Origin of the sequence: Paenibacillus campi (assembly GCF_034659835.1) — a bacterium.
Taxonomy (GTDB): Bacteria; Bacillota; Bacilli; order Paenibacillales; family Paenibacillaceae; genus Saccharibacillus; species Saccharibacillus campi.
Genome location: NZ_JAXSQZ010000004.1, coordinates 82,637 through 95,085, shown reverse-complemented (window position 1 = coordinate 95,085; position 12,449 = coordinate 82,637). Strand labels below are relative to the sequence as shown.

The 12,449-nt window shown below is 44.0% G+C and carries 8 protein-coding genes; 1 reads left to right on the top strand and 7 read right to left on the bottom strand.

Annotated elements, in window-relative coordinates; all coding sequences use genetic code 11:
• The first annotated feature begins 7 nt into the window (after nucleotides 1–7).
• Nucleotides 8–1,360 (top strand): AAA family ATPase, encoded by a 1,353-nt coding sequence (locus U1I11_RS11505; protein ID WP_322906273.1) that lies wholly within the window; start codon nucleotides 8–10, stop codon nucleotides 1,358–1,360.
• A 425-nt stretch (nucleotides 1,361–1,785) separates the two neighbouring features.
• Here the strand turns inward: U1I11_RS11505 and U1I11_RS11500 are convergent, their stop codons facing one another.
• The 7 genes from U1I11_RS11500 to U1I11_RS11470 form a co-directional block, all read right to left on the bottom strand.
• Entirely contained in the window at nucleotides 1,786–3,939 is a 2,154-nt protein-coding gene (locus tag U1I11_RS11500; protein ID WP_322906272.1) for a serine hydrolase domain-containing protein, read from the bottom strand.
• Between the two features lie 401 nt (nucleotides 3,940–4,340).
• Nucleotides 4,341–5,630, bottom strand: coding sequence for a sensor histidine kinase (locus U1I11_RS11495; protein WP_416235616.1), 1,290 nt, complete (start codon nucleotides 5,628–5,630; stop codon nucleotides 4,341–4,343).
• Nucleotides 5,627–6,367: a LytR/AlgR family response regulator transcription factor gene (locus U1I11_RS11490; RefSeq protein ID WP_322906271.1), complete on the bottom strand. Its 741-nt coding sequence runs from the start codon at nucleotides 6,365–6,367 to the stop codon at nucleotides 5,627–5,629. Before U1I11_RS11490 ends, U1I11_RS11495 begins: the two co-directional genes overlap by 4 nt.
• A gap of 426 nt (nucleotides 6,368–6,793) precedes the next feature.
• Nucleotides 6,794–9,115, bottom strand: coding sequence for a chitobiase/beta-hexosaminidase C-terminal domain-containing protein (locus U1I11_RS11485; RefSeq protein ID WP_322906270.1), 2,322 nt, complete (start codon nucleotides 9,113–9,115; stop codon nucleotides 6,794–6,796).
• 237 nt (nucleotides 9,116–9,352) lie between these two features.
• The gene (locus U1I11_RS11480) at nucleotides 9,353–10,321 is read right to left on the bottom strand and encodes a nucleoside hydrolase (protein ID WP_322906269.1); all 969 of its coding nucleotides are present in this window, start codon (nucleotides 10,319–10,321) and stop codon (nucleotides 9,353–9,355) included.
• 61 nt (nucleotides 10,322–10,382) lie between these two features.
• On the bottom strand, nucleotides 10,383–11,381 hold the full coding sequence (locus U1I11_RS11475; protein WP_322906268.1) for a glycosyltransferase: 999 nt from the start codon (nucleotides 11,379–11,381) through the stop codon (nucleotides 10,383–10,385).
• A 340-nt stretch (nucleotides 11,382–11,721) separates the two neighbouring features.
• Nucleotides 11,722–12,273, bottom strand: a complete 552-nt coding sequence (locus U1I11_RS11470; protein WP_322906267.1) for a GNAT family N-acetyltransferase — start codon at nucleotides 12,271–12,273, stop codon at nucleotides 11,722–11,724.
• Between the last annotated feature and the right edge of the window lie 176 nt (nucleotides 12,274–12,449).

The window sequence follows — 12,449 nt, the reverse complement described above, 5'->3', positions numbered from 1 at the left end:
GGATAATATGCTATCTAAATTCTCAGTAAGCAACTTTTTATCGATAAAAAACGAGTTGGAAATTTCATTTAATCATTCTTATAGTAATGCGAGCATTTTTAAAGATAATATTTTATTCGAATATTATGACAATGCTCGTAAAAGAGCCATTTTAAACGGTTCACTGCTACTTGGCGCTAATGCTTCAGGAAAAACAAATGTTTTAATCGGGTTACGTGTGATGCGCGAATATTTTTTAAACAGCGTTTCCTTTCTTACACCGGATGATATCGAATTCCCTCTCCAACCGTATGCCTTTGATGATAATCCGATCTCCACTTTTAAGATCGAATTTGTAACTGAAATTACCGAACAACTTGATCATCCGCCATCTTCCTATTTTATTAATTACGAATTTTCGTTTGATCACAGCTTACAAAAGATTAAACAGGAAGTACTGTATTATCGTAAAGTGTTAAAAACAAAACTAGATCAACCTGTATTTATTTTCAAACGTTTGTACGACGTTATTGAATCCTCTCTAGACATTTCTCGTATTTTGGAAAAGATCAAACAGGAAAATATCACCCATAAGCTTGTTTTATCTTTAATACTATTTGACATCAACAAAACATTTTATGCGGATGAAGTGAGTACACTAAGCTTTAATCTTGCAGAAATATGCGGACAGTTTCTGAACCGCGAGCTTCGGTTTGACTCTAATGGTGAGAATTTAAATGAATTTACAGAAGCACTAAACAAAAATGAAGCGTTTAAGCAATATATTTTACAAAATTTGACCGATTTTGATTTTGCTTTAGCAAACTTTCATATTCAAGATGTAACAGATGATATTGTAGCTGCACTTTCAACCTCCAATGCTTTTGCACAAATGCCTACAACTATGCAAAAAAAAATACTGAATGATGCCCGTAAAAACAGACAATATCGTATCGAAACGATCCATCAGGTTGGTGACAACAATTATACGTTGTCTATGGGTTTGGAATCGTCAGGTACACGTAAGTTTCTCGCCAACTCCCTGCATATTTATGAATCTATTTTATATGGAGGTTTATACGTTAGCGATGAATTTGAAAGTCATTACCATTTCAGATTACAAGAAGGAATCATTAACAACTTTCTGAATGAAGGCATGCAACAACGAGCACAATTTCTGTTGGTCACTCACAATCCATTCTTATTAAATCCCGACTTTTTTGCAAAAGAACAAATTTATTTTGTGGATAAAGATCGGGAAACTGAAAGTACGATTGTGTTCTCACTGAAAGAGTTTGAAGGCATTACGTATAACAACCATAACTGGTCTCAACTTTATATGAAAGGCAAGTTTGGTGCTGTGCCTGAGGTGATTTTTTAATGAGTCGATCCTTGAGAAGAACTATTCATATTTTGTATGAGGAAGCATCGATGAAAGGGAAAAAAATCAATTCCTGATCACTTGGCATTTCCTGATTTCTCAAATCAAGCACATGTTAGCTTTTTGGCTCGTTTGTCTCCAATCAGCTATTTTGATGTGTTGGTAGATGATATTTTGCGCACACCATGATATACATATGCAATAAAAAAATCATGCTTACTGTATACATTTGTTTGTTTTAAATGCAATCAACTGTATACTTTTTTGATCAAACCAAAAATCCGATTTCCGTCATATGCAACCGGAATCGGATTTTTGATGGATACAGCTTTTCATAATCGGCTTTCTGACATTTGTTTCTCGTCCCAATTTTTCATATTAATTCTGAAGGTTTACGCGGGATTGTTGCTCTGAATATTTGTACTTTACTGTTGCGCCAGCGTCAGCTTCAGCACATCCCCGGCTTGTCCGCCAAATACAACTTTGCCGCCTTCCGGCAATACAGCCGTATTAGAACCTGTAGCGACTGAAAGACTGACCGGGGAGCCGTTTTTGTCATACACGACAAAGCCTGCATGGGCAGGCAGTTCTGCGGTCATTGTTTTGCCGGCTGTGCTTGCCGAAATGTTAAACCAGCGCACATTGCCTGAAGCGGGGATCGTTACGATCGCAGCTGGCGCGGCAGGTAGCGTCTCTATCGCATCTTCGTTCATATAGGTGCGTCCGTCTGCTTGCAAATATTCGATTCCCTGTTGACGGGTAAAGTTCAGATCGAATGTATCGCGTCCGTTCATAACTGGAATTTCGGCAATATTGACCGCATGATCGGCATCGATAATCTGCGCACCGTTCGCATAACCGCTAGCGGCATCCAGCTTGATCGTCTTCGTCAGAATCGAAGGCGAAATATAGAAAAATGAATTGATTTTCTCATCGAGTGCATAATACGCTTTCCCATCGCGCTGTTTCCAAACGTTCGCTACCGCCTCATCAACCGGATGGTTATCCAACTTTTGCAATTCATAAAATGCCATCCGCGTATTGCCGATGCCAGGCAACTCGATATCGCTGCGGATACGTATATACGTATGCCCATTCGTCTGTTCGTCAAAAGCAAGTACGGTACGTCCGTCTTGACTTGTAAATTCACCATTGCCGGTATACACATACGCTTGCGCCGGAATCAGATTGCTCATCATTGCAGGCATATCGATCGTATCGTTGTGGATGTCCACCGTACGCGTTTCGCCTACCGTACCGTACAAGCCTGCATATTGACTCATCGCCTCCGGCATCGTTTGTTGGCGCGGCTGCTCGAATGTCGGTTCAGGCAAAATATCGGTAATCGCGCCGTTCTGCTTCAAATATTGCAACAAAATATTCGTCGCCGCAGTCGTATTAAATACAGACGAACCGCCAGCCGTCACCAATGCGATCGAAATATCGTCATCCGGCAAACTGATCAATGCGGAATGATACATAATCGTATCGCCGCCTTTCGTCGCCGCGCGAATACCGTAATCGCCAAACGGTTCAAGATCGACGGAATCCCAACCAAGCCCATAACCAAATGCGTTTTTTGTGTCTGGCACCCACACACCGTTACGATATTCCGGCTTCAACATCGCTTGTGCCGATTGTACGGACAACAGATCAGGACGCTTGCCGATCAGCAATTCCGCAAACTGTGTCAGTTCCTGTGCGGTAGAATACACGCCGCCTGTGCCGAGAATATTCGCATTTTCCGGTGGCAGTGCATTCGGAATGCCTGGCAAACGGAGCGGTTCAAGCCTGCTGCGATCGAATGGATCGAGCGGCGTTTCGGTAGCGCTCAGACCGAGTGGTGTGCTCACACGTTTGTGCAAAAATTCGCTATAACTCATTTTGCTTACCCGCTCCACTAGCAATTCCAGCAGTTGAAAGCCGTCGTTCGCATATACCGAATAGGCGCCTGGAGCGGACTTTAGGCGCTGTTTGCGCAGATTGCTCAACAGTTGATCGTAATTTTGCGTATCATTATCGTCCATCAGAATCGAATTTTTGTAATGTGAACCGTACAAGCCTGCTGAATGGTTCATTAGCATACGGACGGTAATTTGGCGGTAACGCTCGTCCGCCATTTGGAAATCAGGAATGTATGTCGTCAACGGCTGGTCGATATCGACTTTGCCATCATCGACCAACATCATCGTCGCAGCGGTCACAACCATTTTGCTCACCGAGCCGACGCCAAACATACTGCCTGCATCGATCATTTGTGGATTGCCGTTATCGTCCAGCGTTGTGCCGCCAGATAGCATAATTTGCCCATGATCCCGGATCGCATACTGCGCCCCGGTCACCCCATAATTCGCCATCAGCGCTGCGATCATTTCTTGCGCTTTCGCCTGTGCCGGATTGTTATGCGCGGCAGTGGCAGATGCCGACATATTGTACGTAGACGTGGATACACTGGCAGTGTTAACCGTTTCGGTCGCGGCGTTGGCGACGCTTGCTCCTTCGGTCATCGGCAATATCAGCAGCAGCGCAACCATAGTTGCTGTCGTCGTTTTTTTCCAGACATGTATCGGTTGTGTCATATGATCGTTGATCCTCCTCGAAAAGTTAGTATGCTCTGTAGCTCTGAATAAAGCATACCGTATGGACAAGCATCCACCTTCCCCATGTCCTGAAACGCACAAAAAGAACCCCGAACGACATGTTCGAAGCTCTTGGCACAGAAAATAGATACAAACTGAGACGCGACAAGACGTGCTTTAACTACTAATAGGCTGACCGCGTTACATGTAGAGTTTAGTGTCATATAGACTAGCCTAGCTACGTTCATCGTGTGTGATACAAGTATATGTTTATACGATTTGTGAGCACGGGAATCTACCTTCTCTCCCTATTCGTAGATTCCTGTGCAAGACGGGAGTCCGCCCCCTTATTCCGTACTGCAATGGTGTTTGCCTCAACAGACCAGGTTTGCGTACATATATTAAGCAAATGGCAACATCACCATATTATCAAACGTACAATTTGCCGTCTCAATCGTCATATGACCACCATATTTCTCGCAAATACGCTCGATATTCGTCAACCCAAAGCCGTGTTCTCCCGGGCTTGCTTTACGTGTGCGCAGATCGGTTACTTCGCGTTCTGTATGATTGCGCACACGGATCAACAGCGCCGCTTCGCTCGATCGAATGTCAACTTGGATAAGCCGATCTTCGGCTTGGCGCACATGTTTCGAAGCTTCGACCGCATTGTCCAACATATTGCCGAGCACAACGGACAGATCGTAGCGTTCAATCGGTAGCTCTGGCTCGCGTAACCGCAGCTCGGTATCGATACGAATCCCGTTCGCGCGCCCAACATTAAGTGCATTAGTAAGCAGTGCATCGACAACGAGATTGCCTGTATTCACTCGCATATATGCATGATCGATGCCCGTTAATGTCGTCCGAATATGCTCGATCGCTTCCTCGCTACGTCCGTGTTCGATATATTCGGCTATGACGAGCAGATGTTTGTTCGTATCATGGATAATGCGTTTAATCTCTTTGAAGCTATGCACTGTCTTCTCGTAATTGGCGTCCTGGTAATCCATCTGGCTTTGCAAACGGTCATTTTGCAAAGTTAATTGAAAACGGGCGATCACGGTATCGAGCATATACACAACTAGTACATTTAAAATAATAAAGCCAAACACAGCCACAAAATAATGGACATTTTTCTCACCATAAATCGTAAACACGTTCACCAAATAAATGCTGATCACCGGCACGCTTAGAAAAGCGAGTGCATACCTCGCTTCTAGCGGAAAGCGGCGGCGTTTGACGACCAGCCGGATCACATGAATGATCGCAAACATAATCGTAAAATCGATTAACAAGATCGCTGTGATCAACATATGTGTCTTCATATCTACCACTTGGCTCATGCCTAACTGCAATGAAGGTATAAACAGATATATCAAAATAAGATTGATCAGCGTCAACAACACCGCATACAAAATCGTAAACATTAATTTTAACTTCTGCGACACATTATATGCTTGCGCAAACACAAAAATAACTCCAATCGCCAGCAACGAAGATACGATATCCGGCAAATTAAGCGTTAAATAAGCGAATGTTAGCGGCAAAAAAGCGGCGATCCAATATTTTTTGTTAGGTTTGCTTTTGTCGCTACCAAATACCGAATTAAAAAAGAAATGAATCTGCACCGCCATCACGAGCGTTGTGCCCACATTCAGCAGCCAAAACAGCATCATTGCGCTCATCATTCCATCCTCAACACCATAAAACGGGTACAGGCGTCTTTGACTTCTTTGAGCTTGGAGCGTCCGATCGGCAGCTCCATCCCGTTAGACATGACGACCCGACTACCAGCGAATTTATGTACATGCGACAAATTGACGAGCACCGAACGGTGAATTTGCAAAAATCGCTCCTTTTTCAAACTCTCGGCATAGCTGGAAATTAGCCCGCGTCCTTCATACACACCGTGTGTAGTAGTAAGGTGGAGCTTATGTTTGACGGTCAAGCTTTTGGCGGCTTCAATTGCAATAATATCGTCATAATGCAGCACTAGCTCACCTTCAACGGATTTGACGATCAAAATATCCTGTTCTTTTTCGGCAAAATAACGGCACAGCTTGAGCATCTTTTCAACAAATAATGCAGGCTTTACCGGCTTCAGCAAATATTGAAAGGTGATCACATCAAAACTTTCCAGCATATATTCGGCATAACTCGTCAAAAATACGATCTGTTCGCTCAGCCGCTTCATCTCCCGCAACTTGCGCGCCGTCTCGATGCCAGTCAATCCGTTCATTTCAATATCAAGCACAAGCATATGAAAAGGTTCGCCACCGTTCTCGTAATGCGATAGCAGCGCTTCACCTGACGTAAATTCTTCCGGTTCAAACTCAATGCCAGACTTTATGGACAGATCGAGCAACATCCGCCGCACTTCTTCCCTGTGCGGCTGCTCATCATCACAAATCGCAATACGGTACATGATCGCTGATCCTCCGTAGGTTTTCTTTTTATTATATACCTTGTTTCAGTACTGCTGCGAATGCATAAAAATAAATTCATTGTGCAGCATTCGGTTTTTAGATTAAAAAATGCGCCTAACCTAAATACAGATCACCATGCGAAATCGTCCAAGCATTTATGTACATATCGCAGTATTACATAAACATACGGTAGAGGGGATAGGATGAATTTGGGACAGTTTGAACTGCCCGCTTTATTTGGCACACGGTAAGTAAAAAGAAAGACCTTGAGGATTGTCACCCGAGGTCTTGGAATCATTCATTGATCATCATCTGTTCTCTTTTGGTCGTATTGACTGCTGATCATACGTACACTCCACAATATAAAGCTTCCCGTTTTGCGCAAACCGCTCTTAGATTAAGCGCTTAAATAGATCATGTTCATATTATTTAATACCGATATCGTACGCAAAATCATAAATTTGGGTAATGACTCCATTTTTGACGACACCGGCTTTAATGGTGGTGGCAGCAGCGATATGGATCGGTTTGGAATAGACGGTGCCATGCGTTAGCGTCGGGACGGTTCCATCTGTCGTATACCTAATTTGATCTGCCGTCGTTGTCAAACTTAACTCAAAAGGCTGCTCGTACAACCCTGTAGGTTTACTTGCCATAATCATATCCGGCATCACCCAGCCATCCCGCTTTACTTGCGCATAAGCCCAAACATACACTTCCCCAAAACCTTGATTAAATCCATCATTAATCGCTTGATTGATGTTGTTCCATACTTCAAGATGCTGTCTGTCACTCACATAACCGCTAAAATAATGAATCAGCTTGGCAGGATATCCCAAATGAGCTTGTACATAGGTCAACGTATTTCGATGTTTTTGTGACTGATCATCAATAAGGTAGTCATAGTCTTCCAGCATAAAGAAATCAAGATTCGGGTATTTCCATTGTTTATACGGGAAATTCACGATGCGCATCATAGCCGGAACACGATCTTGATCGATTACAGATGGCGTGAAAAAAAGCACTGTAAATTGCGCATCCGGGTTATTTTTTTTGAGTTCATCCCGCAGCATAAGCGAAAATTCACCATTTTTATCTCTTAGCCAGTACAGTAAATCTTCATGCCCTTTGATCGATTCATTGCTCGATTTAAACTCATACATCGCTTTACCGGTTTCTTTTTTATACAGATCACGAGTCGCTTGATCGTAAAAAGCCGGCGGTTTCTGATCCATACCTTCCATAAACCACCACCACGGTTCACCTAATTGAATCATAGGCTGCATCCCATTGTTCACTGACATTTGCGCAAGTTCATTCACATAGCTTTTGTAAAATTGTTGTACAGCTTTATTAGTAAAACTTAACAAATGAGGCGGCGGCGTCCAACCGCTAGTAGCGGGTATATTATTCCATGTACGTTGCCACCATTCGGCAGGTGCATCGACATTTTCCATCGAAATGGAATGGATCAACTTAAAATGATGTTGCTGTAGTCGTTGAATATAATTGTCGTACCATTGTTCAAAACCGGCATTAAACGGATGGTCGGTAATGATTTGCATCGTTCCGTTTACATATTTTTTATCGTAATAATGAGAGGCGCCCACATACATCGTCACCCAACCTGTAAATCCTAATTTTTGGTAATCCGAGACGACTCGTTCAGGCGTCAAGTTATAAATATCATCATAATCATCGGTAATTCTAACCTTTTGTGCGGGCTTGGCGTCCGGTTCTGTTCGTAAAAAAGCAGCGCCTGTTACCGTCCAGTCGGTCATTTTAACTAAAAAGCTTTTGGAATCATGTAAATCCGCGTCGGTCGCTGTGACATCATATTCTTTGGGCACATACGTCCACATTAATTTTTTGATATCTTGTACAGGTACTTTTTTCCAATCTTTATTTTTGACCCATTGTGTGGAGTATTGTTGGGTACCATCGGTAGTGAGCTTGCTTTCTTGCACATATGGCTGCCAACCTGCATACAAATTGTTAAAATCGATTTCAATATTGCCTGTCGTGCCGGTTGCGCTCCCTGCTGTTCTGCCGGCTGGAAATGTAATATGCGCTCCTGCTTCCCAATCATCCTGCGCGCGATTCACGACATAGTTCCATAAGCGAACATAGTACACTTCGCCACTGTTAGTTTCTACCGTCAATACCGGTGCCAACGTAGCATTCATCGCAGGTACATCACCATATAAATAATATGTATAGGTTAAAGTTAAATTAGAGAAGTTTGCATCGGTAGGGTATTTTAAATCCGGATGACTGTAATGATCTTGGGACTCCCAGCTCATGCCACTAAGATCGGAACGTGTTCTGAAATTGCCTGCGCTAATGACCATATTTTGATCGGTAATCGTGGACGCTATCATTGAAAAGGAAAAGTTGTTCGTTAAATATTTGGGCTGAAGTTTATAAATTTCGTTGTGATGCGTAGATACAGCTGTGGATGGTTTGGCTGAAGAAGCTAACCGTTTTGGCTGTACAAACTTGGATGGAAATTGCGGTTGATAGCTTGGAAATTGTTGTTTCCATTGGCTTAGCTGTTTAGAGTATAAAATTGTACTTTGATCAATAGCTGGAGTAGCTGGCGCTTGCTGTTGATAGGCATTAACAGGGTTGTCTGCTAGTTTGTTGTCATTATGCAATGATGGTTCAGCCAAAATTGTAGTAGGAATGATGGAAATAGGTTGTATAAATAACAACAGGGCAAAAATGAATACGATTTTGTTAATCATAAAATTCGGTCTCCTTTTGCATATCCTTAAAAAACATTACAAACTTAATTATAAAACAACTCAGTAGCTAAAATGTATTCATTTTTCTCCAAATACGATGCTCGATATACAATGATTGTGTTTAATTTTCAATCTTTATTTGCAATAAAAAAACGACTATTTCTCGACTAGACGAGAAACAATCGTTTTTTGAAGTGCTCTGCATTCAGGTTGTGTTAGGGCGTTGATGCACACACCCTACTTAATCGCGCTCAACACATCCAACAGCATCTGCTTAAACAGCGGACGATCGATATGTTCACACACCCGCACATTCGGCTGCTGACCAAGCCGTCCATTAATATCCACGACACTGTAGCCGCGCGTCCACTCGCCCTTCGTTTCCACATCAACAAAATAATTATGCGCTTCCGTCATCACCGCTTCATTCGCAGCGACCGCCATTAGCAATGTGTCCGGATGTGTCGTACCGTTCAGTCGATGCACCTGTTTGTTAAACTGCATCACGACCCGATTCACATCGATAAAAAACTGAGCCCCGGCTGTGCCGAGTGCCGCAATTTCCGCATGGTCGTTATCATCCATCAGCGAATGGCGTGTACACATTTCCCAACCGACCATCGTCGTCGGAATGCCGGAACGCAGTACGATATGTGCCGCCTCCGGATCGACATAGAAATTGTATTCGGCTGCTGGTGTAATATTGCCAAGCGCATTGTTCGTACCGCCCATGACGTACAAATGCGGGATTTTCGGTACGATCGTCGGGTCTTTTTGAATCGCCATCGCGATGTTCGTTAATGGCGCGATCGCCAGCAGATGAATTTCACCCGGATAACGGTGCACCGTTTCAATCAGAAAATCGACCGCATGCCCGTCTGCCGGACGCTGGATCGCTTGTGGGAAATTCGAACCGCCCATCCCGTCGCTACCGTGTACATCTTCCACCGTACGATGCGACTGCGCATTCCAGGTCATGAGCAGCGGACGCTCACAGCCTTTGTAAACCGGAATGTTTCCGTCAGCACCGCCCTTTCCCGCCACCTGAATCGTATACAGCGCATTTTCAACCTCTTGGTCAAATTGCACATTACCACCTGTCATCATAATGCCTTGCACATCAAAATGATGCAGCGCCGTCAAAATGGCGATCGTATCGTCGCCAGCCGTGTCTGTATCAATAATCGCTTTGCGTAATTTGTTCATCGGGTTCGCTCCGTTCTTGTATGGATGAATAGTAGATGGAAGTATGTTTTGCCGCTCGGTATCATTTTAGCCAATCCGCATAGAAATTCCGATAACCTTGTTTCATTATCCGGCTCGCAAATGTCGCAAACGCATAATCCCGATTGTCCTGCGAATAGCGGCGCGGCGACGACACCGCCATATTGACCAGTTCAAACCAGTTTTGCTCATTACCGGCAAACGAATGGGTCGAGCTAATATGGTCATAACACGGATGTTCCGGCTTGACGACAATTTTGCCCATCGCCAGCGCTTCAGTGAGTGGCATCGCAAATGTATCAAAACGCGAACAGCTCCAATACACTTTCGCACTGTTCATCAATTGGAAAATCTCATCTTGTGATAAGGCAAACTGTAGCTTAATATTGGACGGAATATTATATTTTTTCATACTTTCACGATAGCGCTCGCCGCCAAACACCATATACACTTCTTTGTCCGGATTACGGCGCGCATATTCCAGTACCAGATCAGGGCGACGATTGTCCTCATCCCGACCGATCCACAAAATCCGGTTATCGACGACCAGATCAGGGTTATAATGCCGTTCTGCCAATTGTTCGCTAAAGCCGATCGGAATCACATCGACATCGGTAATGCCGAACTGCGTTGCCATTTGTCGTTTCAGAAATGGCGTCTGCACGACCGCTTTGTTGACAATCGTATAAAAAGGCTTCATCATTTCATAGCCTGTCAGCGCCGGGTCAGGGAAACTGTGCGGGAACAACACACTCTTTGACAAAAACATATTCAAAAACGTAAAACCTGATACCGTATACAGTACATGCTCAATGCCATGTTTATTAATTTGATCGAGCACGATATCATAATTGACCAGATCGCCCTTCTCATGCTCATACCCAGGCAACCAGTCATACCCGCTCACATTTCGCTCCGGGGAAATAAATACGATTTCCACTCCAAGCTCCGCACTTAGCGCTTTCAACCGCTCGGCAAATACACGCGGCCCTTGATTTTCGGTGAACTGAATTTTGCGCATTACTAGTCCGACTTTTGTCATGATGATTGTCTACCTCCTGTCTTGCTGGTCTTGCTGCCATATTCATTATCACTATAGCGAGTTTGCCGCCATCTGCCAACTGTAATGGAAATGGATCAACATGTTTGTACATATGGAAAAGCCATGCACGATCATCTGGATAGGATCATGCATGGCTATGGAAGCGGCAAGATTAGATGTATACGTAGCGTACAGCAACAACAGATTGATGTCGCTCGCATCTGTCTGTTTTATGTCTGTTTTATGTCTGTTTTATGTCTGTGTTCTACTGTGTTCTACCTGTGTTCTGTCTGTGCTATTCGGTATAAAACTATCGTCCTCGGATCATCCCTTACCTATTCTATTGCTCATCATTTTCAGTCGTCATCGTCCATAACGCTGGTTGCTGTAGCAGCTTGTAATACAGATTGGTAGCATGCAAAATGCCTGTATCCGAGATCGCAAACTGTGGAATTTGTCCGGCTTGGATATAGCCAAGCGAACGGTATAGCGTATTAGACGGATCGCCATCTCGCGTGTCGAGCACGAGCAATATCCGCTCTGCCTGTTTAGCATATTGCTCTGCACATTCCATCAGCAGACGGGCGATCCCACGGCGGCGAAATTGTGGATGTACTATCAGCTTGGCAATTTCAGCGCGATGCATGCCGTTAGGCTTGCTGCATAAATGGATTTGTACCGTGCCTGCCAGTTGTCCATCGACCGTAGCGATCAGTACGATCACATCGTCACCTGGCACACTGCGCCAATATTGCTCTGCTGCCGCCCTCGAAAGTGGCGTTAGAAATCCGATTGATGCGCCATCGTGTACGACTGCAATTAACATATCCACAAATGCGGGTAAGCGGCTGTCCAGCTGTTGCAAGCGTTCAATTTGAATTCCTGTTTCCATGTGAATTCCCCCTATATTTGTTGGAGACGATCTAAACCGGGTTACGTTTAAACGATCATCCATTGCTTCATGCTTCACTATCGCTAGCAGCAGCAATTATCGGTACATGGATAGTGATCGCCAAGCAACCGAGTCAGCTTATGATGCAGTATACAGGGATCATGTGGACAGAAAAA

Bases quoted from the DNA above. Each gene is read 5' to 3' on its own strand.
- U1I11_RS11505 (WP_322906273.1), top strand. From the start codon at position 8: ATGCTATCTAAATTCTCAGTAAGCAACTTTTTATCGATAAAAAACGAG.
- U1I11_RS11500 (WP_322906272.1), bottom strand. From the start codon at position 3,939: ATGACACAACCGATACATGTCTGGAAAAAAACGACGACAGCAACTATG.
- U1I11_RS11495 (WP_416235616.1), bottom strand. From the start codon at position 5,630: ATGATGAGCGCAATGATGCTGTTTTGGCTGCTGAATGTGGGCACAACG.
- U1I11_RS11490 (WP_322906271.1), bottom strand. From the start codon at position 6,367: ATGTACCGTATTGCGATTTGTGATGATGAGCAGCCGCACAGGGAAGAA.
- U1I11_RS11485 (WP_322906270.1), bottom strand. From the start codon at position 9,115: ATGATTAACAAAATCGTATTCATTTTTGCCCTGTTGTTATTTATACAA.
- U1I11_RS11480 (WP_322906269.1), bottom strand. From the start codon at position 10,321: ATGAACAAATTACGCAAAGCGATTATTGATACAGACACGGCTGGCGAC.
- U1I11_RS11475 (WP_322906268.1), bottom strand. From the start codon at position 11,381: ATGACAAAAGTCGGACTAGTAATGCGCAAAATTCAGTTCACCGAAAAT.
- U1I11_RS11470 (WP_322906267.1), bottom strand. From the start codon at position 12,273: ATGGAAACAGGAATTCAAATTGAACGCTTGCAACAGCTGGACAGCCGC.